Raw genomic sequence first — 22,787 nt, 5'->3', positions numbered from 1 at the left:
ACGGTGACTTGCATCTCACCGCCGGGCGCCGTTTGCTTGATGCATGACCCAGAATCCGAACCCTTACGGCGACCCGCAGCAGGGTCAGAACCCTCAGCAGTACGGCGGGCAGACCGGCGCCTACGGTGCGCAGAACCTCCAGCAGCCTGGCGGGTACGGCCAGCAGGGCTACGGCGCGCCGCAGCAGCCTCCGTACGGCGGCTACCAGCAGCCGCAGCAGTTCGGCCAGCAGTACGGCCAGCAGCCGTACGGCCAGATGGCGCCGAAGCGCAGTGGCGTCGCGACGACGTTCGGCATCATCCTCGCCATCGTCGCCGGCATCATCGCACTGGGTGCGTTGGGCTCGACGGCCCAGAACCCGCCCTACGGAAGCGGCGCGGCCTACACGATCGGCTGGTTCATCGGCATGGCCATCTTCGTCGGCGTCCCGGCCCTCGGTGCCTACCTGTTGCTGACGTCGCACAAGCGCAAGGCCAAGCGCCAGAACTGGTAATAGACGCCAAGAAGGCCCCATGAGTGCGACATGTCGCGCCCATGGGGCCTTCTCGTCCGCAGATTTCCCCACAAGCGCGGCATGCCGCGCATGTGGGGACGATCAGCGGCTGTTGGGCACGAGCGTCATGAGGACGAGCGTCTCCTCGTCGTGGAGGTTGCGCCACGTGTGCGGCTCGCGGCCGGGGAAGGTGAGCGTGTCGCCCTCGCCCACTTCGAAGGTCTCGTCGTGCATACGCACCTCGAGCCGGCCAGTGACGACGTGCCACACCTCGACGTCGCAGTCGATGGCGTAGAGCTCGTTCTCTCCCGCGCCTCCCGGCGCGATGACCGCGCGCAGCACCTGCACGGCACGTTCCTCGCGGCTCGTCACGAGGCGCTCGTCGATGCCGTTTCCGCCCAGGTCGACGGGAGAGGCCTCCTCGAGCCGCACCAGCGACGTGCGCGGCGCCGTGAACAGCGAGCCGACGTCGATCTGCAGCACCTGGCACAGGGTGACGAGCGACGCCACGGACGGCGACGTCAGGTCTCGCTCCACCCGGGAGAGGAAACCCTTCGTCATGCCGGCGAGCTGAGCCGTCTGCTCCAGCGTGTAGCGGCGGGCCAGGCGGGCGTTGCGCAGGCGCGCGCCGACGGCCACGCTCTCGCGCAGGCCTTGAACCGGTAGCGACTTCATGCGCGCCTCTCGTCCCGAGTTGAGTTGCGCGAAACCCTACCCGCTCGCTGTTCCACCTCGGGGAATCGTTCGAATTCGTTTTCAGTCCAGGCTGATCGGGCCGTACTCGCCGAGCAGTTCACCCGGTCCGGGGTTTTCTGGGCTGCACTCGCCACCGAGGTGCTTCATGACACCCCAGACAGCGTTGAGGCCCGTCTGCACGGCGCCCTCGGCCCAGCCGGCCGTCCACGAGATGTCGTCACCCGCGAGGAAGATGCCGCGCTGGTGCTCGGGCAGGTCCTCCTTCGCGAAGTGCGTGAACAGGCGCTGCTGGTAGCGGTAGTGCCCCGGCAGGTTCGCCTTGAAGGCGCCCATGAAGTTCGGGTCCGACTCCCACGACACCGTGATCGGCTGCCCGACGACGTGACTCGCGATGTCGACGCCGGGGTAGATCTGCGCGAGCGAGTGCAGCATGAGCTCCATGCGCTGCGTCGCGTCGAGCGACAGCCACTTCATCGCGTCGTCGTTCCACGTGTACGACAGCAGGATGACGCCGGGCTTGTCCGGGCCGTCGTCGAGCAGGTACGTGGCGCGGTTGAGGCGGTCGGTCAGCGTCATCGACATGACGTCCTGGCCGGTCTTCGGGTCCTTGTCCTTCCAGAAGGGCCGGTCGACCATGACGAACGTCTTCGAGCTCTGCATGTAGTGCGAGCGTTCGAGCGCCATCCACATTTCCGGGGAGAACAGGGCCTCCTCGGTGTCGATGCGCGTCGACAGCAGCCACGACTGGCAGCTCGTGATGGCCGCCTTGTACGTCGCCTTGCGGCCCCAGCGTTCGGAGATCTCGAGGTCGCCGTTCTCCGCGCGGCGGATGCGGCGCACCTCCCCCGCGGGAGCTCCGTTGTGCAGCGACCGCAGCGACGTGCCGACCGGCCAGTGCTTCATCTCGGCCGGCTCGTACGCCCACAGCCCCTCCGGCAGACGCTGGGCGCCACCGAGGATGCGGCGGTGACGGTCGTCGGCGTCGGTGTAGACGACCCGCAGGATCTCGAGGATGGAGTTGGGGAAGTCGGTGTCCCAACCGCCAGTGCCGAACCCGACCTGGCCGAACGCCTCGCGCGCCGCGAAACCCGCCTTTCTGAACGCGTCACTCGCCGCGATGAAGCCGTAGAACGTCTGCTCGTCCATGCGCGGCACGAGCTCGTTCCAGATGCGCTTGATCGTGGGCACGTCGCGCTCACGGATGGCGGTCTGCATCTCGAGGAACTGCGCGTCGTCCTCGACCGCGGCGCGCCAGGCGTCGGCCACGTGGGTGAAGAACTCGGGCAGGTCGGCGGGTGTCTCGGCGTAGTGCTTCACGCCGCCCAGCTCGACGACGGTGCTCGGCGTGACCTCCGAGAGCGGGTTGGGGAACGCCTCCGTCTCGAGGCCGACCATGTCGATGTAGTGGTAGAGCGCTTTGCTCGACTCGGGGAAGCGCATGCCGCCGAGGTCGACCGTGACGTCCTTCGCGGCGGCGAAGCTCTCCGAGCGCAGGCGCCCGCCGATGCGGTCGGCTTCGTAGACGACGGGCTTGAGGCCCATCTTCATGAGTTCGAGGGCCGCGACGAGGCCCGAGACACCGCCACCGACGACGGCAACCTCGGTGCCGTACATCTCCTCGGGCACGCTGCCGAGGCCGGCAGGGTGTGCGAGGAAGTGGTCGTAGCTGAAGGGGAAATCAGGGTTCAGCATCGTGATCGGAGGCTGCTTCGCGGCCCCGTCACTCGGAAACTCGGTCACTGCTGTCATGTCACCTTCACCCCTTCGGCGGTCGACTGCCGATCCGCGCGAACCCACGATGCCACAATGAGGCGACGGACGTTGCTCCGAGAGCAACCATCGTCTTCAACCTGTTCAAATGTGAGGTCCGAGAAGCTCAGCCACCGCGCTCCCAGGCGGCGTACGTCGTCGGGCGGCGACGGCCGAGGTAGTCCACCTCACGGCGAGCGGCGTCGATGTCGTCGCGCGTCACGTCGCCGAGGATGATGCGGGATGCGTCGTCGCCCGCCGCGAGCAGACCGCCGTTGGGCCCGACGATGACGCTGCCGCCACCAAGCACGAGCCCGTCCTCCTCCCCCGTGTGGTTGGCGTACGCCAGCGCGACGCCGTTCTCGAGGGCACGGGCGCGCAGGAGAACCTGCGGTACGTCGTCGAAACCGGCCGCGAGCGCCGTCGGTGCGAGCACCACGTCGGCCCCGGCCACGGCGGCGGCGCGCACGGCCTCGGGGAACTCGACGTCGAAGCAGATGAGCAGTGACACCCGCAGACCCGCGAGCTCCACCGTCGTCGGCGGGGCCTCGGAGCAGGCGAAGGCCCGCGGTTCGTCGTCGCCGAACAGGTGCACCTTGCGGTACGTCAGCGCGAGTTCACCGTTCGCGTCGAAGAGCACGGCGCCGATGTACTGACGCCGCTTCTCCTCGCCGAGTTCCTCGACCTGCGGGTAGCTCGCGACGAGTGCCACTTTGCGATGCTTCGCGATGCGTCCCAGCTCCGCGAGGATGCCGCGCTCGGCGGCGGGATCGACGGTGCGCAGCAGCAGCGGCGCGTACCCACTGACGAACAGTTCCGGCGTGACGAGGACGTCGGCGCCGTCACCGGCCGCCCGCGCAGCGGCCTCGTCGATCGCCCGCAGATTGGCCGCCTGATCCCCGACGGTCGCGTTCCCCTGCATCACCGCAATTCGCATGGTGTGAGCCTAAGCGTCAGACCTTCGGCGTCGCCCGCTCGATGATCGCCGCGGTGTCGACGCCGCGTCCGAGGGTGCCGAACGCGTTGCCTGCTACGCCGGCGAGGCGCGAGCCGGTGAAGCCGTCGGCCACTGCCGGGTGACCGAAACGCACGAGCAGCGAGCCCTGCAGCGCGAGGGCGAGGCGTTCGACGACGGTGCGTGCCCGGTACTCGAGGTCGCCGGTGTCGGCGAACTCGTTCTTGAGCTCGGTGACGTAGGCGTCGAAGTGGGCGTCGGCTCCGGCCGCGGCGTCGAGTTCGTCGAAGAGAACTTCGAGCGACTCGGGCTGACGGGCGGTGGCGCGCAACGTGTCGAGCGCGGCGACGTTGCCGCTTCCCTCCCAGATCGACAGCAGCGGCGACTCACGGAACAGGCGCGGCATCCGCGAGTCCTCTGCGTAGCCGTTGCCACCGAAGCACTCGAGCGCCTCGACGGCGTGCGACGGCCCGCGCTTGCACACGTAGTACTTGCTCACGGCGAGACCGATGCGGCGCAGCATGGCGGCGCGCTCGTCGCCGGCGTGGGCCTTGTCGGTGAGGCCTGCGAGCCACAGCGCCACCGTCAGGGAGGCCTCGGCCTCGATCTCGAGATCGGCGATGACGTTGCGCATGAGCGGTTGATCGATGAGCGACTTGCCGAACGCCGCACGGTGCGTGACGTGGTGGGCGGCGCGCTGGATGCCCTGCGTCATGATCGTCGCGCTGCCGATCACGCAGTCGAGGCGCGTCACGTTGACCATCTCGATGATGGTGCGGACGCCGCGGCCCTCGTCGCCGAGGCGGTAGGCGACGGCGTTCTCGTACTCGATCTCGCTGCTCGCGTTGGAGTGGTTGCCGAGCTTGTCCTTGAGGCGCTGGATGCGGATCGGGTTGCGCGATCCGTCCTCGAGCACGCGCGGCACGACGAAGCAGGTCATGCCGCCGGGTGCCTGGGCGAGCGTGAGGAAGATGTCCGACATCGGGGCCGACGTGAACCACTTGTGGCCCACGAGGCGGTAGGTGCCGTCGGGCTGCGGTGTGGCGCTCGTCGTGTTGGCGCGCACGTCGGAGCCGCCCTGCTTCTCCGTCATCGACATTCCGGCGATGATTCCGGGCTTCGTCGGCGCGTAGGCGAGGTTCGGGTCGTAGCCGCGGGCCGTGAGCAGCGGCCTGTAGCGCGCGGCCAGTTCCTCGTCGGCGCGCAGTGCGGGGACGGCGGCGTACGTCATCGTGATCGGGCAGCCGTGCCCGGCGTCGGCGGTGATCCAGGCCGAGTACTTCGCCGCGCGCACGAGGTGCGCGTTCGGGTCGTCGCTGGCCCACGGCGCCCCGTGGAGGCCGAAGCGCGTCGCGTGCTCCATGAGCGAGTGGTAGGCCGCGTCGTACTCGACCTCGTCGATTCGGTTGCCGAACCGGTCGTGCGTGTGCAGCCGCGGCACGTTGCGCTCGGCGAGGTCGCCCCAGCGCAGTGCCTCACTCGAACCGGCGAGCACACCGACCTCGTCGAGTTCGGCGAGCGACTCGCCCGCATCCGCCTGTTCGAGCGCTTCGCGCAGCACGGGGTAGGCCGCCGGGTTGTAGTCCTCGAGCGGCGTGGACTGGTTGAGCACCTCGTGGGTCTGCATGGTCTCTCCTCGTTCGGATCAGGCGGCGGCGTAGGGGTGGGGGCTGAGGCCGACGGTGCGGCGAAGTTCGGCGCGGTAGGCGTCGTACGTGCGACGCAGACGCTGCGCCGGCCAGTTCTTCGGGGCCAGGCTCTCGGGCAGCATCGGGTCACTGCGCAGATGGCGGACGGTGGCCGCAGCCACGGCGAGACGCGTGGCCTCGTCGACGTCGGGGTTCTCGAAGGCGCGGACGAGTGCCTCGGCGCGAGCGGCCCACTCGTCGAGGTTCCACAAGCGGGCGACGAGGGCCTTCGCGGCCACTTCACCGCCATCGGGAATGGCAGTGAGGTGGACGAGTTCGTCGCGCTCGACGCGGGCCCCGGTCAGGTTGTCCGGGCGCATCCACACGCCCTCACGCAGTTCACCGAAGCGCGCCGCGCTCATGGCCCGACGCAGCTCTCCCCGATCGCTCGCGCTTCGACTGCCGGCCCCGACGACCACGGCCGTCACCCATCCGCCGTCGAATGGTTCTGTCGCCGGGGCGAGTTGCGCGAGCGTCGCCTTCTGGCGCGCGGCGAGCGGGTCGGTGAGTGCGTAGACGCCGTCGGCCGTCGTGAGTTCACCGGCGGCGACGAGCCGCGACAGCGCGACGCGCATCGTCGGGCCACTGATGCCGAAGGTCTCCCCGAGACGCACGAGGTCGGCGCCGCGAAGCTCGGGCGGCTCCGCGCCGAGCAGCAGGCTGAGGGCAGCGGAGCGCGCGCTGAGAGGACGGAGGTCGCGCACCCAGGCCTCGGCACTCGCGGTCTCACTCACGGTCCAAGTATTACGTTGCACCAACGCTCGTGACAAGGGTGTAACACCAATCGGGCGAAGAAGTCCGCCGCGGCGTCGAGGTGAGGTGAGGCACGATGGATTCATGAGTGACTTCTCGCGCAACCCCCAGCTCAACCGCCTCCTCGGCATCGACGGTCTGCTCACCGAGGACGAGCGTGAGGTGCAGGCCCTCGTGCGTCGCTTCTGCGACGACCAGGTGCGCCCGCACCTGCCGACCTGGTACGACGAGGCCACCGTGCCTGCGCGTGAACTGGCGAAGGGCCTCGGCGATCTCGGTCTGCTCGGCATGCACCTCGAGGGCTACGGCTGTGCGGGTTCGACGGCGACGACGTACGGCATCGCCTGCCACGAGCTCGAAGCGGCCGACTCCGGCATCCGCTCGCTCGTGTCGGTGCAGGGCAGCCTCGCGATGTTCGCGATCTGGCGTTGGGGCAGCGAGGAGCAGAAGAACGAGTGGCTGCCCCGCATGGCCGCGGGCGAGGCCATCGGGTGCTTCGGCCTGACCGAGCCGGACTTCGGTTCCGACCCCGGCGGCATGCGCACCTTCGCCAAGCGCGACGGCGACGACTGGGTGCTCAACGGCACGAAGATGTGGATCACGAACGGCAGCGTCGCCGACGTCGCCGTCGTCTGGGCGCAGACGGACGACAAGATCCGCGGTTTCGTCGTGCCCACCAACACTCCCGGCTTCACGGCCACCGAGGTGACGAAGAAGATGTCGCTGCGTGCCTCGGTGACCGCCGAGCTGTCGCTCGTCGACGTCCGCCTGCCCGCCGACGCGGTCTTCCCCGAGGTGCGCGGTCTCAAGGGCCCGCTCTCCTGCCTGTCGGAGGCGCGTTTCGGCATCGTCTTCGGATCGATCGGCGCGGCCCGCGACAGCCTCGAGACCGCCATCGACTACGCCGAGTCGCGCAAGGTCTTCGGCAAGCCGCTCGGCGGCTACCAGCTGACGCAGGGCAAGCTCGCCGACATGACGCTCGAGGTGAGCAAGGGCATGCTTCTCGCACTGCACCTCGGCCGCCTCAAGGACGGCGACGGTGTCACGCCCGAGCAGATCAGCCTCGGCAAGCTCAACAACTGCCGCGAGGCCATTGCCGTGGCGCGCGAGTGCCGCACGATCCTCGGTGCGAACGGCATCTCCACCGAGTACTCGCCGATCCGTCACGCCGGCAACCTCGAGTCCGTCATGACGTACGAGGGCACGAGCGAGGTGCACCAGCTCGTCATCGGCAACGCACTGACGGGCGAGCCGGCCTTCCGCTGACAGTGGCTCACCTCGACATGTGAGTTGCGGTCCGGTGTGTGAGCTGCGCAGCTCACAGATCGGGCCAAAGCTCACAGGCTTAGAGCGGTCGGCACGTTCAGCCGGCGTTGCTAGTCTCACGAGCATGCAGCGCATCGACTTCTACTTCGACCCTTCGTGCCCCTTCTGCTGGATCACGAGCCGTTGGCTCCTCCAGGTCGAGAAGCAGCGCGACCTCGAGATCACGTGGCGCCCGTTCAGCCTCGCGATCAAGAACGACGAACTCGCGAACGACGGTTCCGACGCGAGCCCCCACGGTCAGCTCCACCGCGACGGCCACCGCATCCACCGCGTCATCGCTGCCGCTGCGAAGCAGGACGCATCGGCCATCGACCTGTACTCGGCCTTCGGTCGCGCCTTCCATGTCGACGGTCGCGACTACGACGACACGCTCATCCGCGAGGTACTCGGCGGCGCCGGTCTGCCCGCCGACCTGGCGAAGGCCGCGGAGGACACGTCGTGGGACGCCCACCTCGAGAGCGAGATGCAGTCCGCGCTCGACGCCGTCGGCGACGACACCGGCGTTCCGGTCATCGTCTTCACCGACGACGACGGCGAGCGCCGCGGCTACTTCGGCCCCGTCCTCAACGCGATGCCGAACGAGGAGGAGGGCCTCGCCATCTGGGACGGCCTTTCCACGCTCGCCCCGGTGACGTCGTTCTACGAGCTCAAGCGCACGCGTCCGGGCGGCGGCCCGGACACGGCCAGCACCGAGGGCCTCTGATCCTCTGGCACCGGCGAACGCCCCGACTCCGCTCGTTCGAGCAGGGTCGGGGCGTTCGCGTACCAGCGCAGCGTCAGCTGAGTGGGTCGAGGATGCGCTTGAGGAACGTCTGCGTGCGCTCCATCCGCGGGGCGTCGATGACCTCGGCCGGCGTTCCGAGCTCGACGACGACGCCGCCATCCATGAAGAGCACCTGGTCGGCCACGTCGCGGGCGAAGCGGATCTCGTGCGTGACGACGAACATCGTGCGCCCTTCGTCGGCGAGTTCGCGCATGACGGAGAGCACTCCCCCGACGAGCTCGGGGTCGAGGGCCGAGGTCGGCTCGTCGAATAGGAGCAGTTCGGGTCGCAGGGCGAGCGCTCGGGCGATGCCGACGCGCTGCTGCTGACCGCCCGAGAGCTGGTACGGGTACTTGTCCGCCTGGTCGGCCAGGCCGACCTTGGCGAGCAGTTCCCGACCGCGTTCCTCGGCTTCGCGCACCGGCTCACCCTGCACGACGACCGGGCCCTCGATGACGTTCTCGAGCGCGCTCTTGTGCGGGAAGAGGTTGTGCTGCTGGAAGACCATTCCGCTCTGACGGCGCAGTGCGGCGACGCTCTTGGCCGACTCGCCGCGGGCGCGGCCGTCACGTCCGCGCGTCACCGTCGAGAAGTCGACGCTCGCGTCGCCGATGCGCACGACGCCGGCGTCCGGCAGGTCGAGCACGTTGAGCGAGCGCAGCACCGTCGTCTTGCCCGAACCGGACGGTCCGAGGAGCACCGTCACCGAGCCTTTGGGCACCGTGAAGTCGATGTCGCGCAGCACCGTGGTGCCGCCAAAGGCCTTGCGCAGACCGGTGATCTCGACGAGGGGGCCGGTCGCTTGGGTGGTCGTGTGATCGGTCATCGGGCCACGTGCCTTCCGAGTCGGTCTTCGAGTCGGGTCTGAACGATGCTGAGGACGAAGCAGAGAACCCAGTAGATGAGTGCAGCCGTGATGTAGAGACCGAGGAACTTGCCCGTCGGAGCGGCCGCAATCTGCGACTGGTGGAACACCTCGGTCACGCCGATCGTCGCGGCGAGCGACGTGTCCTTGACGAGCGAGATGAGCGTGTTCGACAGCGGCGGAACAGCAACGCGTGACGCCTGCGGCAGGACGATGCGCTTGAGTGCCGTGGAGCGGCTCATGCCGATCGTCTCCGCGGCCTCCCACTGCCCCTTGGGCACCGACAGGATCGCCGAGCGGATGATCTCGGCGGCGTAGGCAGCCACGTTGAGAGACAGGGCGATCCCGGCCGAGATCCACGGGTTGAGCTTGAGGCCGAGCTCCGGCAGGCCGAAGAAGATGATGAACAACTGCACGAGCAGCGGCGTCCCGCGGAAGATCGAGATGAACGCGCGGGCCAGCCAGGAGATGGCAGCGTTTGAACTGAGACGTGCGAGGGCGACGCCAAGCGCGAGCACGAGGCCGACGACGAACGCGACGGCGGTGAGCGGGATCGTCACCTTGACCGTTGCCAGGAGCATCGAGCCGAAGTTCTCCTTGATGACGTCCCACGTCGACTGACCGGTGGCCTTCGTCGTGAAGTACTTGTCGTAGAGCTTCTTCGACGTGCCGTCAGCTTCCATCTGGTCGATGACCTTGCTGACGGCCGGAGTGATGTTCGTGTCCTTGCGGGCAGTGAAGACCGACTCGCTCTTGTCCTCGGTCGTCAGGGCGATCTTCAGATCCGAGTTCGGGTGCGTGGCGAGGTAGTACTTCACGGCCAGTTCGTCGTTGACGAAGGCGTCCGCCCGCCCCTGTTCGACGAGGGCGGCGGCCTTGTCCATGCCCTCGACCGACACGATGTTCGCGCCGGCGCCCTTCGCCGTGTTGGCCCAGTCCGAGGTGATGTTCTGGGCCGACTTCTTGCCCTTGAGGTCCGCCAGCTTCTTGACGCTGTTGTCGCTCTTCTTGGTCACGACGACACCCGTGGTCGTGACGTAGGGCGACGACAGGTCGTACTGGGCGATGCGCTCTTCGTTCTTCGTCACCTGGTTGGCGATGATGTCGATGCGGCCCGAGTTGAGGCCGGCGAACATCGAATCCCAGGGCGTCTCGACGAACTGCACCTTCACGCCGAGGCGCTTACCGACCTCGCGGAAGTAATCGACGTCGTAGCCCGTCAGTTCGCCACCCTTGTGAAAGCTGAACGGCGGGTAGACACCCTCGGTGCCGACGCGCAGCGTCTTCGGCAGCTGGTCGTTCTCCGCGGCGTGGGCTGCGGGAGCAGCCGCTCCGGCGAACAGGATCGCTGCGACGAAACTCAGAAGCGCGACGAAGATGCCTCGGGCTCGCAGCGCCCCGAGGCCGTCACGATCGGCCATTCTCACCCGTCGAGAGTACGCTCGCACGCCCATATCTCCTATTTGAGATCCGAGAACGTGACGTTATGGGACGGCGTGGAGTGAACCCGCGCGCTCCGGACGAGGCGTCGCGGTTGCTCGGTGAACGCGACGCGATGCCCACGGCTCAACGGCGTCGCTTCGCCAAGGCCAGGTGGAACGGACGCATGCTCGACGACGCTCGTGAACGCGACATTCAGCGCGCCGCCCTCCTGGAAGGGCGCCGCTCACGACAAGGGTTCGGTCTCGTTATGACGCGGTGTCTCGTCGGCTGCCTCATGTCGATCCTGGGCTACGGCGAGCGCAGTGGCCCGGGCATCATCTCTGCGGTTTATGTCCTGATTCTTACGCCGTACTTCCTGTGGCAAATTTGGCGTCAGCGTGAGCTCGGGCGCCAACTCGGCACTACGCCTGAAAGTGTCCTGACCTCATGCCCCACCCCAGGTGGAGCTGGACGCGATCAGCGGGTGGTCGCTGCGCCGTCGTCCTCACGCACGGCGTACGGGCCCACGCCGATGAGCATTTCGGCCAGCTGCAGCGCGTTGAGCGCAGCGCCCTTGCGGATGTTGTCGCCGCAGACGATGAAGTCGAGCGTGTGCGGGTTGTTCTCCACCTGACGCACGCGCCCCACCCACACCGGGTCGGTACCGATCGCGTCGACGGGCGTGGGCCAGTCGACGCCCTCCTCGTCGGGCATGACGATGGCGCCGTTCGCGCCCTCGGTAATGGCACGACGAGCGTCACTCGGCGTCACCTTCTTGTCGAAACTGACGTGCAGCGTCGACATGTGGGTCGTGACGATCGGGATCTGCACGCACGTCACCGCCACCTTGAGGTTCGGCAGCTGCAGCACATGACGCAGCTCGTGCTTGATGTCGGTTTCCTCGCTGGCCCACCCGCGGCCGGAGTGTCGCCCGATCCACGGCACGACGTTGCTCACGATGGGCGCCGGGAACGGCGAGTCGTCCGGTAGGTCGGCGACGTACCGGCGCACGTCACCGGGCATCTGTCCGACGCGCGGGTTGCCGGTGAGGGCGCCCACCTCCGCGAAGAGCCGCTCGGCGCCCGCGCGGCCGGCACCCGTGACGGCCTGCAGCGACGTCGCCGTCACGTGCGTGAGATTCCAGTGCTCGTGCAGCGTGGCGAGCACGGGCAGCATGATGATGGCCGGGCCGCAGGGCATCGCGACGATGCCGCGCGGCCGGTTGTCGATGGCGCGCGCGTTGACCTCGGGCACGACGAGCGGCACTTCGGGGTCGTCACGGAAGGCCTCGGACGTGTCGACGACGAGCGAGCCCGCCGCCGTCGCGAACGGCACCCACTTGGCCGAGACCTCGGGCGGCGTGGCGAAGATGACGACGTCGACGCCGTAGAAGCTCTCGCTGTCGAGCGCCTCGACCTCGACCTCCTCGGCACCCACGAGCAGGCGACGCCCGGCGTCCTTGTCCGAGCCGAGCAGACGCACGTCCTCCCAGGCGTCGACGCGGGTCGACAGGATCTCGAGCACGGCCTGACCGACCAGCCCCGTGGGGCCGACGACGGCCAGGGTGGGACGTTGCGGCTGAGTCGAGTTCACGCCTTCGAGCATAGGCGCGCAGCCTGGGAAACTACTCCCCGGCAGCGATGAGTTCTGCGATCTGCACCGTGTTGAGCGCGGCACCCTTGCGCAGGTTGTCGTTGCTGATGAACAGCACCAGGCCCTTGTTGCCGTCGACCGAACCGTCCTGACGGATGCGCCCGACGTAGCTCGCGTCCTTGCCGGCGGCGACGAGCGGCATCGGCACCTCGGTGAGCTCGACGCCGGGGGCGTCGGCGAGAAGTTCGCGCGCCTGCTCGGGCGTGATGTCGCGCTCGAACTCGGCGTTGACCGACAGCGAGTGGCCGCTGAACACGGGCACACGCACGCAGGTGCCGGCGACCGCGAGGTCGGGCAGCCCGAGGATCTTGCGCGACTCGTTGCGCAGCTTCTGCTCCTCGTCCGTCTCGTTCGTGCCGTCGTCGACGACCGAGCCGGCCATCGCGAGAACGTTGTAGGCGATGTTGGCGACGTACTTGTTCGGCGCGCCGAGGTCGACGGCCTCACCGTCGAGAGCTAGCCTCTCGAGGTCGGCCTCCGCGCCCTTGCGGATCTGCTCGGCGAGCTCGCGCACGCCCGCGACACCGGAGCCGGAGACGGCCTGGTAGGTCGAGACGACGAGGCGCTTGAGGCCGGCGGCGTCGGCCAGCGGCTTGAGCACGGGCATCGCGGCCATCGTCGTGCAGTTCGGGTTGGCGATGATGCCCTTCGTCGCGTTCGCGATCTCCTCGCCGTTGACTTCGGAGACGACGAGCGGAACGTCGGGGTCAGGGCGCCACGCCGAGCTGTTGTCGATGACGGTGACGCCCGCTGCCGCGAACTTCGGCGCGAGTTCCTTCGACGTACCGCCACCTGCGGAGAAGATAGCGATGTCGAGGCCGCTCGGGTCGGCCGTAGCGGCGTCCTCGATCGTCACGACCTCGCCGCGGAAGGTGACGTGCTTGCCCGCACTGCGCGCCGACGCGAACAGGCGCAGGCTCTTGATCGGGAAGTTTCGTTCCTCGAGCAGTTCGAGCACGACGCCGCCCACCTGGCCGGTGGCACCCACGACGCCGACGTTGAGTTCCTTCGCCATTTCGTTCTCCTCCGGGCGCGACGCGCCCTCACACAAGTCTTGGGGTGGGCGCCTCAGCGGCCGGTGCCGCCGTAGACGACCGCTTCGCCGTCGGCGTCGAGGCCGAAGGCGCTGTGGACGACGCGCACGGCCTCGTCCAGTTCATCGTCACTCGTGACGACGGAGACGCGGATCTCGGACGTGGAGATCATCTCGATGTTGATGCCGGCGTCGGCGAGCGACTGGAACAGCGTGGCCGAGACGCCCGGGTTGCTGCGCATGCCGGAGCCGACGAGCGAGAGCTTGCCGACCTGGTCGTCGTACTGCAGCTGCTCGAAACCGAGCTCGTCCTGCATCGCCTTGAGCACCTCGACGCCGCGCCCGGCGTCCTCCTTGGGCACCGTGAAGGAGATGTCGGTCTTCTTCTCCGTGCCCGCAGAGACGTTCTGAACGATCATGTCGACGTTGATGCCGGCACCGGCGATCGCCTTGAACACGGCGGCGGCGCGGCCGGGGCTGTCCGGGATGCCGACGATCGTGATCTTGCCTTCGCTGCGATCGTGAGCCACACCGGCGATGATCGGGTCTTCCACGGAGTCTCCTTCTTTCTGGTTCACGACCCACGTGCCCTCGTGATGACTGAACGAGCTGCGCACGTGGATGGGAAGGTCGAAGCGGCGGGCGTACTCGACGCAGCGGAGCATGAGCACCTTCGCGCCGGACGCGGCGAGTTCCTGCATCTCCTCGTTGGTGATGCGGTCGATCTTGTGGGCCGTCGGCACGATGCGCGGGTCGGCGGTGAAGATGCCGTCGACGTCCGTGTAGATCTCGCACACGTCGGCCTTGATGCCGGCGGCGAGCGCGACGGCGGTGGTGTCGGAGCCGCCACGGCCGAGGGTGGTGATCTCGTTCGTGGCCTGGCTGACGCCCTGGAAGCCCGCGACGATGACGATGTGGCCCTCGCCGATGGCCTCGGTGATGCGGCCCGGCGTGACGTCGATGATGCGGGCCTTGCCGTGCTGCGCGTCGGTGATGACGCCGGCCTGGCTACCGGTGTAGCTGCGTGCGCTGTGGCCGAGGTTGGAAATGGCCATCGACACGAGCGCCATCGACATCCGCTCGCCGGCGGTGAGGAGCATGTCCATCTCGCGGCTCGGCGGGGCCGGGCTGACCTCGGCGGCGAGGTCGAGCAGTTCGTCCGTCGTGTCACCCATGGCCGAGACGACCACGACGACGTCGTTGCCGGCCTTCTTCGTGTCGACGATGCGGCGGGCGACGCGCTTGATGCTCTCGGCGTCCGCCAAAGACGAACCGCCGTACTTCTGGACGACGAGGCTCACAGTGCTGCTCCGGGGGTCGACTGCTTCGGGCGCTTTCGAGTGTAGTGATGGCGCCCCGCGCGTTTTTTCGACGCTCAGATGCTGGTTGGTACGGAACGCGCCAGGTCGACGGCACGGCCGACCGGGCCGCGCCACACGTCGCCGTGGCCCGGGACGATGACGTCCGCGTCGACGGCTGCGAGGGCGTCCAGCGCGGCCAGAGCTCCGGCGTCGGAGGCGTTGAAGACCGACGGCAGGAGGTGCGGGGTGTGCGCCGCGGTGAGCGGGTGCGCCGTGACGAGGGCGTCACCCGTCGCGAGGACGCCGTGCTCGGGGAAGAAGTACGCCGTGTGACCAGGCGTGTGCCCGGGTGACGCGACGGGTACCGGCCGTCCGGGCAGGTCGAGCGGGCCGCCGTCACTCCACGTCTGCGCGCCCCGCAGGGGTTCGTCGTGCAGCGCGCCGCTTCGGATGACACGCCGCAGCCACATGGCGACGTTGGGGCGCCACGCCATCCGCACGAGCTCCGAGCCCGAGCCGGGTTTCTCCTGCTCGCCGGTGGCCAGCGGTAGCTCCTGCGCGGCCATGAGGACGGGAACGTCGTGTCGGCTCAGCAAGCCCTGGAGCCCACCGATGTGGTCGATGTGCGCGTGCGTGACGAGGACGGCACCGATGTCGCCGAGGTCGTGGCCGATGCTGCGGAGGTCCGCTTCGAGGCGCGCGATGTCTGCGGGGTACCCGGCGTCGACGAGGGTGAGATCGGAGCCGTCGCGCACGAGCATCCAGTTGACATCGGTACCGCGCCCCAGCCACATACCGTCGGCAAGTTGTTCCACGACGACCCCCGGGGTGCGCGATGCGTCACTCCGATCGGACGCGCCTGACCTCAACCTACGAGTTCGCGGTGCCTCGAAGGGGCGTAAGCGATCGGTCGCCCGAGAACGCGGATGCCAACACCGGCGGAAGTCCGCGAACGGAAGGGTTCAGGGAACGTCAGGCGAAGACGCGTCGGCCCTCGAAAGCGCGGCCGAGCGTCACCTCGTCGGCGTACTCGAGGTCGCCGCCGACCGGCAGGCCGGACGCGAGCCTGCTCACCTTGATGCCCATGGGCCCGATCTGGCGCGCGAGGTAGCTCGCCGTCGCTTCGCCGGTGTGGTTCGGGTTGGTCGCGATGATGATCTCGGTGAGCGTGCTGTCGCCGAGTCGCGCCATGAGTTCGGTGACGTGGAGGTCGCCCGGCCCGATGCCTTCGATCGGGTTCAGTGCGCCGCCGAGCACGTGGTAGCGCCCACGGAACTCTCGGGTGCGCTCGATGGCGACGACGTCCTTGCTCTCCTCGACGACGCAGATCATCGTCGTGTCGCGCTGCGGATCAGCGCACACGCGGCACAGGTTGCTCTCGGCCACGTTGAAGCAGATCTCGCAGAAGTGCACCGTCTCCTTGACGCGTAGCAGCACCTCGGCGAGGCGCCGCACGTCGTCCTCGTCGGCCTCGAGCAGGTGGAACGCGATGCGCTGAGCCGACTTCGGGCCGACGCCGGGCAGACGACCGAGCTCGTCGATGAGGTCTTGAACAACGCCTTCGTACACAAGGAGAAAGGTTACGCGCCGCCACCGACACCCGTGAGCACCCGCGCGACGACGCGCTCGTAACCCCGCCGTGCGAGAGGGGAAGCCAGGGTGGCCGCGAACGTGCCGAGTGGGGTGAGCGGACCTCGCAGCCACGGCACAGCGATCGTCTGCCGCCACTCGACGCGGGTGAGCTCGTTCCCGCCGTCAGCGCTCGGAGCGTCCGGGCGAACACCGCCCGTGGAAACCGGACGGGTCATGTCGCGGGCATCGGTGAGGGCGGGAAGCGGCGTGAAGCGGACGTCGACCACTCCCCCGATGACTCGGCCGACCTTCTCGAACACGAGCAGGCGCCCGGGTTCGGCGGCGCGCACGATCATGACGTCGTCGAAGCCGCACGGACCGAGCGCCGTTCGTGCCACGAGCCGCGAACCGACGCGCAGGTTCTCAGGTTTCGGGCCGCTCACGTTCGTGAACGGCACCGCCACACCGTGACGTTCGCTGTCGGCCACACGGCTCCACGCCTCCGGCGCGGGGAGGTCGCACTCGAGCGTGAACGTGAAAGCCGCTTTGGGAAAACACGCGTGCGGGCCGCTGCCGTCATCCCGGTCGCGCAGCAGAGCATCGGTTCTGCCCCTCACAGGGTCAGTTCGGCGCGAACGATTGCGCCGACTTCCGATCAACCGCGTGCCGAGCCGCCCGGACATCATCATCACGAGCCCTGGTCGGGGCCTTCCTCCTTGATGACCGTGCCGCCGAGCACCGACTTGATGACGGGCAGGCCGACCGCATCGGAGTTCTCGATGTCCTCGTCGTCGATGCTCGCCGACGTGTCGTCGTACGCCGAGCCGCCGTTGACGCGACGCGCATCCTCCTGCTTCTGCGCTGCCTCCCGGGCTGCCTTCTCAGCGCGCTGACGCGGCGTGAGAGTTCGTCCGTCGTCGACCGCGCCCTGCGTGGGCTGGGGTGTGGGAGGCGCGAGGTGCACGGTGGCCTGAGGGTCGGCTGCGGCAGCCGCCTGACCGTCGGGGGTCGCCTCGTCGGACGCCGAGTCACCGGAGGGTTCGCCGCCGGCAGTCTCCTGCGCGGCTCCGGCCCCGAGCTCCGACTTGGGCGGCAGCGGGTCGTAGACCGCCTCGACGTCGGTTTCGGGCTCCTCCTCCATCCAGTCAGGAGTCGGCTCGTCGGCGTCAGCGGGGCCCGCGTCGACCTCGGGCGCCGGTGAGGACGTGGCAGAGGCAGTCGATGACGGCTGCGCCGGCCCGTCGTTACCGGTTGCCCATTCCGGTGCGGGCGCGGCCTGCGACGACCAGTCGCCGTCGGAGTCGGAGCCCCACGCGCTGCTGCGCGCGGCCGCCGTGGCGAGACCGGCGTCCTGTGACGGCGTGGCCGCCTCACGCGGTGTGCCGTGCGCGGGCGGGTCACCGGCCTGCGCGGGATCGACAGGAACGTGACCTGTCGTGCCCGAACCCTGGTAGCCCGTCCGTTCGCGCCAACCGCCGGGTTTGCCCTGCGACTGCGCCGGGGCGCTCAAGGGCGGCTCGGCCGGAGCAGGCTGCTGCCCACGTGCCTGAGCGCCGTCGCTCGGCGAAATCCAATGCTCGCCCTGCGAAGGGGAGTTCCACTGGCCGCCCTGGTCGGAGCCCGCCGACGGCGAGTTCCACTGGGCGGCCCCCCGCTGTGCCTGCGAGCCCCCGCCCTGTGACGGCGACTGCCACGGCTCGGCGGGCTGCTCACCCTGCGGTTGCGCCTGTGGCGCACCGCCGTTCATCGCGCGCGCTTCGACCGTGACGTCGACACCGATGGCCTCGATGAGGGCCTGACGCACGACCTCGGGGTGCTGCCCGCGCGACATGGTGGCCGCAAGGCCACTGCTCGACGCTCCGAGCACGAGGCGAGCGCCGTCGAACTCGAGCACCTGCGCGTTCTGGCTCAGCAGTGTCCACGTGACGCGCTTGATGCGGAAGATGCGATCGAGTACGTCCGGCCATGCGCGACGGATGTCGTCGGTGGACATGCCACCGCGCCCGCCGCCGGATGCCGACGTCGGCTGCTGCGGCGCCTGCGACTGCTGGGACTGCGATGCCTGCTGCGCCTGTTCGCCCTGCCACCCCGGGCCACCGGCCCGCTGGGACTGCTCGAACTGACGCTGCACCTGCTCGCGCTCGGTCTCGTCGACACCGCCGCTCGTGCCCGACGGAGCACCCGCGGCCTCGTCGTCGCGCGCAGCGGCCTGGGCCCGCTGGCCCTGACGCTCGGCCTCACCCCCGCGTTCGTCGCCCGAACCGCGCATGGCTTCGTCACGCGCCGCAGCGCCCCGATCGGCCTGGTCGGCTCGGGTGCGTGGCTCTTCGCTCGGCGCAGCCGACGGGGCCTGGGACACCGCACCACTCGGCGGACGCACAGGAGCCGGGCCACCGGGCGAAACAGCCGGCGCGTGCTGCACCGGGCCGGCCGGCGAGCGCGGCGGCAGTTCGCCCATGTCGAGGCGTCGTTCCATGCGGTCGAGGCGCGCCGCGTAACCGTCGAGCCCCGCGATGCCCGGCAACAGAACGCGCGCACACATGAGTTCGAGCTGCAGACGCGGCGAGGTGGCACCCGTCATCTCGCTCAGCCCCGCGTTGATGACGTCGGCCGCCCGCGAGAGCGCGCCGTCGCCGAAGGACGCCGCCTGGCTGCGCATCCGCTCGAGTTGGTCCTCCGGGACGGCACGCAGAACGGCGCCCGCCCCCTCGGCCACGGCCCGCACGACGATGAGGTCACGCAGGCGCTCGAGGAGATCCTCGACGAACCGACGCGGGTCGGCACCCGACTCGATGACGCGGTCGATCTGACGGAACACGGCCGCGGAATCGCCCGCCGCGAAGGCTTCGATGATGCCGTCGAGCAGCTCGTCGTCGGTGAAACCCAGCAGGCCCGCAGCACCCGAGTACGTGAGGCCCTCGGGCCCGGAGCCCGCGATGAGCTGGTCGAGCACCGACAGCGAGTCACGCACCGAACCGCCGCCCGCGCGCGTGACGAACGACAGCACGCCCGGCTCCGTAGCCACGCCCTCGGCGTCGAGAAGCTGCTCCATGTAATCGGCGAGCTTCTTCGGCGGCACGAGCCGGAACGGGTAGTGGTGCGTGCGCGAACGGATGGTGCCGATGACCTTCTCCGGCTCCGTGGTCGCGAAGACGAACTTCACGTGCTCCGGCGGCTCCTCGACGATCTTGAGCAGGGCGTTGAAGCCCTGCGGCGTCACCATGTGCGCCTCGTCGATGATGTAGATCTTGAAACGGCTGCTCGCCGGACCGAACGACGCGCGCTCACGCAGGTCACGGGCGTCGTCGACACCACCGTGCGACGCGGCGTCGATCTCGATGACGTCGACCGAACCCGCACCTCCGCGCGCCAGCGCCTTACACGAATCGCACACCCCGCACGGCGTGGGCGTGGGGCCCTGCTCGCAGTTGAGGCAGCGCGCGAGGATGCGCGCGGACGTCGTCTTTCCGCACCCGCGCGGGCCGGAGAACAGGTAGGCGTGATTGACCCGCCCGGTGCGCAGTGCCTGCATCAGCGGTTCGGTGACGTGCTCCTGGCCGATGACGTCGGCGAACGTCTCGGGGCGGTAGCGGCGGTAGAGGGCCGTTGTCATGGCGTCAGCCTAGTAGTGGCCACCGACAACCCGATGTTTCCTGGACATGCGGGCACAGGGGCCGCGGCGACCGCTCATCATCGGGGCGGGGAATGCGATTCGCGGACGCCGCCGGGTGCCCGGTAGAGTACGAGCAAGCCCCCCACGTGGTGGTACCTCTCCGAACTCCCCCAGGGCAGGAATGCAGCAAGGGTAGGAGAGCTCTTCCAGGTACGTGGGGGGCGCTTACATGCCCCGGCAGATTCCGCGCGCGAGCGCACACCGCCGCCCGGGCCATCGCACTACGGCAACGCCGAGCGTCACTCCGTCGAGAGCTTCGCGCGCTGCACCTCGAGCCCCATCTCGCCCTCGACGTCGATCTCTTCCGGCGCGCTCACGCCGACGCCGTTGACCTTCGGCGACAGCTGTCGCTCGACGACGATCGTCACCCACGCAGCCACGGCGCATCCCGCGACGAGCGCGACGGCGTACCACCCGGCGAGTGCGTGCCCGATGAGCAGGCCGGCGAACGGCGGACCGACGATCTCCGCGATGTGGAAGGCACCGGCAGAGGCCGAGTTGTAGCGGCCGCGCAGGTGGTCGGGGGCGAGGTCGTTGACCATCGCGGGAAGCGTCGGCTGCAGGAAGGTCTCACCGACGCCGAAGATCGCGGCCGACGCGCACACGAGCACCGAGGCGAGCACGACGTTCGACTCCCCCGCCAGGCCGGCAACGCCGAGCACGCTCCACGAGATCGCCCACAGCACACACATGACGAGCAGCGCGCGGGTGCGTCGGCGTCCGGCGACGAACTTCAGCACGAACAGCTGCGCCACGACGATGACGGCCGTGTTGGCGGCGTACGCCCACCCGAGCACCTGGGTGGAGATGTGCGCGACCGTCCGCGAGAACGCCTGGAACCCGACGCCGAACTGGGCGTAACCGATGAACGCCGTGACGAACCCGAGCACGACGAGCAGCCGCATCGCCGGGTCGCGCAGCACGAGTCGGTACCCGCCGCTGACCGGCATCGCGCCGTCGTCGCCCGACGAAGCGCCGTGCGCCACCGGGCCGCCGTAGCGCCGCAGCGGGCCGAGGTAGAGCATCAGCGGAATGAGGAACGTGACCGCGTCGATGTAGTAGATGCGCTCGAACGTCCCGGGGCGCTCCACGTCGACGACGGCGCCGCCCAGCATCCCGCCGATGCCGAGGCCGAGGTTGAGCAGCGTGAAGCTGAGCCCGAAGTAGTGCTGATGTTGGTGGGTGGGCATGACGGTGGCGACCATCGCCTGCACCGCCGGGAAGATGACGCCTGTAGCCAAACCGGAGCAGACGAGCGACGTCGCGGCCACGGGCACGGTGAGCGCGTTGGCCATGAGCACCTGCGCCACGATCTCGAGCGACACCGCGGCGATGACGACGCGGCGCGCACCGAAGCGGTCGATGAGCACACCGCCCGGTCCGACAGCGAGCAACCCGACGATGGCGGGTAGCGCGAGGAGAACACCGGCCGTCTGGAGTGAGAAGTCGCGCACCTCGTGGAGGTAGACGACGGCGAACGGCATGATGAGGCCGGTGCCGACGAAGTCGAACACGAGACTGGTGAGCATCCACTTCGCGGGGCGTGGCAAGTCGCGGAACATCGAAGCGGAGGGCACCGACCAATGGTGCCAGCCCCGCGACCTCTGGCGACACCCGGCTCCCACGTCGCCCCAAGACACGCGAAGGCCCCGAGACTCTGAAGTCTCGGGGCCCATCGCTGTGTGGCGGAGGATATGGGATTTGAACCCATGAGGGGTTTCATCCCCAACACGATTTCCAATCGTGCGCACTAGGCCACTATGCGAATCCTCCGCCGGAGACCTTACTGCAAACCTGCGTTCAACTCCCAATCGTGCCGCCGTGGCGCACCCGGGGAAGCGCTCCTGGGGCCGGTAGACTGACGACGCATCGCGCGTGCGATGACACCCGCCCCTCCAAGGTCGAACAGGAGCCTGCCGATGCCTCGTTACCGCACTGCGGGCGCCGCCTGCCTCGCCATGGCGCTCACGGTGACGTTGGGGGCCTGCAGCAGCAAGGAAGAGCCGAAGAAGAAGGCTGCGCCCACCTGCCCGGCCGGCAATCCGAAGCCGTCTCGCACCGTCGCCTGGCCGACGATGTACGCCAACGTCTACAACGCGAGCGACTCCAAGGGTGAGGCGGCCACAGTCGCCAGGCGCCTCGGATGGCGAGGACTCAATCTGCTCGAGGTGGCGAACGACCCGCTCGCCGACGACCGGCCGACACCGAAGTACGCGGAGATCCGGTACGGCAAGTCCGGGCGCACGATCGCCCTCAACCTGGCCACTCAGATCCCGCACGCCAACCTGTACCAGGACGAACGGGCCGACCCGACGGTTGACGTCGTCATCGGCAACGACTTCACGCTGACGCCGCAGCCGCCGCGCCCCATCAAGGACGTCAAGGTGGCCGTGTTCAACACGACCTTCCAGAGCGGACTCGCTGCGACGGTGAGCAACCAGCTGGCCAAGCAGGGCTTCCACAGCGAGGCCAAGGCCAACGATCGCGCCTACTACCCAGACGACACGGCCGTCATCGTCTACGACGAGGAGGGCCTGCCCGACGCCCAGCGCGTCCAGATGAGCATCCCCGGCTCGCGACTTCTGCAGGACGAGAAGGCGAACGTCAGCATGACGGGTCGCGACGTGCGCCTCTACCTCGGGTCGAAGTGGCTCAAGGGCGGCAAGGTGGCCCCGCTCTCGCAGGCGACGAAGGCCCCGGGCTCCTCACCGACACCGAGCTGCTGACGTCGCCGTTCACGCCTCACCTCGGCGGTTCAACGAACGAAGCGGGGGGCGCCCCCCCCCGGGGGGGGCCGCGGGGGGGGGGGGGCGGGTGGGGGGGGGCGCCCCCCCCCCCCCCCCCC

19 protein-coding genes, 1 tRNA gene, 1 other RNA gene and 1 pseudogene are annotated in these 22,787 nt (G+C 69.0%); 5 read left to right on the top strand and 17 right to left on the bottom strand.

Annotation, left to right across the window (positions count from 1 at the left end; translation table 11 throughout):
- The first annotated feature begins 43 nt into the window (after positions 1 to 43).
- Entirely contained in the window at positions 44 to 493 is a 450-nt protein-coding gene (locus K9D12_RS05095; RefSeq protein ID WP_052947111.1) for a hypothetical protein, read from the top strand.
- A gap of 102 nt (positions 494 to 595) precedes the next feature.
- Here the strand turns inward: K9D12_RS05095 and K9D12_RS05090 are convergent, their stop codons facing one another.
- The 5 genes from K9D12_RS05090 to K9D12_RS05070 all read right to left on the bottom strand — a co-directional run bounded on the left by K9D12_RS05090 (position 596) and on the right by K9D12_RS05070 (position 6,315).
- Entirely contained in the window at positions 596 to 1,168 is a 573-nt protein-coding gene (locus K9D12_RS05090) for a helix-turn-helix domain-containing protein (RefSeq protein WP_223059647.1), read from the bottom strand.
- A gap of 81 nt (positions 1,169 to 1,249) precedes the next feature.
- A complete protein-coding gene (locus tag K9D12_RS05085) occupies positions 1,250 to 2,938 on the bottom strand; it encodes an NAD(P)/FAD-dependent oxidoreductase (RefSeq protein WP_223059646.1) in 1,689 nt (562 codons plus the stop codon).
- 127 nt (positions 2,939 to 3,065) lie between these two features.
- Positions 3,066 to 3,875 carry a nitrilase-related carbon-nitrogen hydrolase gene (locus tag K9D12_RS05080; RefSeq protein ID WP_223059645.1) on the bottom strand — a complete coding sequence of 270 codons (810 nt, stop codon included), beginning with the start codon at positions 3,873 to 3,875 and terminating at the stop codon, positions 3,066 to 3,068.
- 16 nt (positions 3,876 to 3,891) lie between these two features.
- Positions 3,892 to 5,520, bottom strand: a complete 1,629-nt coding sequence (locus K9D12_RS05075) for an acyl-CoA dehydrogenase family protein (RefSeq protein WP_223059644.1) — start codon at positions 5,518 to 5,520, stop codon at positions 3,892 to 3,894.
- An 18-nt stretch (positions 5,521 to 5,538) separates the two neighbouring features.
- Entirely contained in the window at positions 5,539 to 6,315 is a 777-nt protein-coding gene (locus K9D12_RS05070; protein ID WP_047312517.1) for a PaaX family transcriptional regulator C-terminal domain-containing protein, read from the bottom strand.
- Positions 6,316 to 6,418: 103 nt separating this feature from the next.
- On the opposite strand from K9D12_RS05070, the gene K9D12_RS05065 reads away from it, so the two are divergent.
- Positions 6,419 to 7,600, top strand: a complete 1,182-nt coding sequence (locus K9D12_RS05065) for an acyl-CoA dehydrogenase family protein (RefSeq protein ID WP_047312518.1) — start codon at positions 6,419 to 6,421, stop codon at positions 7,598 to 7,600.
- A 124-nt stretch (positions 7,601 to 7,724) separates the two neighbouring features.
- Complete coding sequence (locus K9D12_RS05060; RefSeq protein ID WP_223059643.1) at positions 7,725 to 8,363, top strand: DsbA family protein; 639 nt, start codon at positions 7,725 to 7,727, stop codon at positions 8,361 to 8,363.
- 73 nt (positions 8,364 to 8,436) lie between these two features.
- Here K9D12_RS05060 and K9D12_RS05055 read toward each other — a convergent pair whose 3' ends face one another.
- The 10 genes and pseudogenes from K9D12_RS05055 to K9D12_RS05015 all read right to left on the bottom strand — a co-directional run bounded on the left by K9D12_RS05055 (position 8,437) and on the right by K9D12_RS05015 (position 19,882).
- Complete coding sequence (locus K9D12_RS05055) at positions 8,437 to 9,249, bottom strand: amino acid ABC transporter ATP-binding protein (RefSeq protein ID WP_223059642.1); 813 nt, start codon at positions 9,247 to 9,249, stop codon at positions 8,437 to 8,439.
- Positions 9,246 to 9,869 carry an amino acid ABC transporter permease gene (locus K9D12_RS14820; protein WP_047312645.1) on the bottom strand — a complete coding sequence of 208 codons (624 nt, stop codon included), beginning with the start codon at positions 9,867 to 9,869 and terminating at the stop codon, positions 9,246 to 9,248. The genes K9D12_RS05055 and K9D12_RS14820 overlap by 4 nt, the downstream gene beginning before the upstream one ends.
- A 66-nt stretch (positions 9,870 to 9,935) precedes the next feature.
- A pseudogene (locus K9D12_RS14815) lies at positions 9,936 to 10,709 on the bottom strand (transporter substrate-binding domain-containing protein); the annotation flags it as partial.
- A 478-nt stretch (positions 10,710 to 11,187) separates the two neighbouring features.
- Positions 11,188 to 12,303, bottom strand: a complete 1,116-nt coding sequence (locus K9D12_RS05045; protein WP_223059641.1) for an aspartate-semialdehyde dehydrogenase — start codon at positions 12,301 to 12,303, stop codon at positions 11,188 to 11,190.
- A gap of 31 nt (positions 12,304 to 12,334) precedes the next feature.
- On the bottom strand, positions 12,335 to 13,378 hold the full coding sequence (locus K9D12_RS05040; protein ID WP_223059640.1) for an aspartate-semialdehyde dehydrogenase: 1,044 nt from the start codon (positions 13,376 to 13,378) through the stop codon (positions 12,335 to 12,337).
- Between the two features lie 53 nt (positions 13,379 to 13,431).
- Positions 13,432 to 14,697 carry an aspartate kinase gene (locus K9D12_RS05035; RefSeq protein ID WP_047312525.1) on the bottom strand — a complete coding sequence of 422 codons (1,266 nt, stop codon included), beginning with the start codon at positions 14,695 to 14,697 and terminating at the stop codon, positions 13,432 to 13,434.
- A 74-nt stretch (positions 14,698 to 14,771) separates the two neighbouring features.
- Positions 14,772 to 15,512 (bottom strand): MBL fold metallo-hydrolase, encoded by a 741-nt coding sequence (locus K9D12_RS05030; RefSeq protein WP_223059639.1) that lies wholly within the window; start codon positions 15,510 to 15,512, stop codon positions 14,772 to 14,774.
- A 157-nt stretch (positions 15,513 to 15,669) separates the two neighbouring features.
- Positions 15,670 to 16,266 carry a recombination mediator RecR gene (gene recR, locus K9D12_RS05025; protein ID WP_047312527.1) on the bottom strand — a complete coding sequence of 199 codons (597 nt, stop codon included), beginning with the start codon at positions 16,264 to 16,266 and terminating at the stop codon, positions 15,670 to 15,672.
- A gap of 11 nt (positions 16,267 to 16,277) precedes the next feature.
- Positions 16,278 to 16,757 carry a hypothetical protein gene (locus K9D12_RS05020; protein ID WP_223059638.1) on the bottom strand — a complete coding sequence of 160 codons (480 nt, stop codon included), beginning with the start codon at positions 16,755 to 16,757 and terminating at the stop codon, positions 16,278 to 16,280.
- Between the two features lie 200 nt (positions 16,758 to 16,957).
- Entirely contained in the window at positions 16,958 to 19,882 is a 2,925-nt protein-coding gene (locus K9D12_RS05015) for a DNA polymerase III subunit gamma and tau (protein WP_223059637.1), read from the bottom strand.
- Between the two features lie 133 nt (positions 19,883 to 20,015).
- Here K9D12_RS05015 and ffs point away from each other — a divergent pair.
- An RNA gene (ffs, locus tag K9D12_RS05010) (signal recognition particle sRNA small type) lies at positions 20,016 to 20,114 on the top strand.
- A gap of 67 nt (positions 20,115 to 20,181) precedes the next feature.
- Here ffs and K9D12_RS05005 read toward each other — a convergent pair.
- Both K9D12_RS05005 and K9D12_RS05000 read right to left on the bottom strand, forming a co-directional pair.
- Positions 20,182 to 21,519 carry an MFS transporter gene (locus K9D12_RS05005; protein ID WP_223059636.1) on the bottom strand — a complete coding sequence of 446 codons (1,338 nt, stop codon included), beginning with the start codon at positions 21,517 to 21,519 and terminating at the stop codon, positions 20,182 to 20,184.
- Positions 21,520 to 21,625: 106 nt separating this feature from the next.
- Positions 21,626 to 21,715: transfer RNA gene (locus tag K9D12_RS05000), tRNA-Ser, on the bottom strand.
- Positions 21,716 to 21,861: 146 nt separating this feature from the next.
- On the opposite strand from K9D12_RS05000, the gene K9D12_RS04995 reads away from it, so the two are divergent.
- Positions 21,862 to 22,668 (top strand): LytR C-terminal domain-containing protein, encoded by an 807-nt coding sequence (locus tag K9D12_RS04995; protein ID WP_223059635.1) that lies wholly within the window; start codon positions 21,862 to 21,864, stop codon positions 22,666 to 22,668.
- The last annotated feature ends 119 nt before the right edge of the window (positions 22,669 to 22,787 follow it).

This window comes from Dermacoccus sp. Tok2021, assembly GCF_019895135.1.
Classification (GTDB): domain Bacteria; phylum Actinomycetota; class Actinomycetes; order Actinomycetales; family Dermatophilaceae; genus Dermacoccus; species Dermacoccus abyssi.
This window is presented reverse-complemented; position numbering and strand designations above follow the sequence as displayed.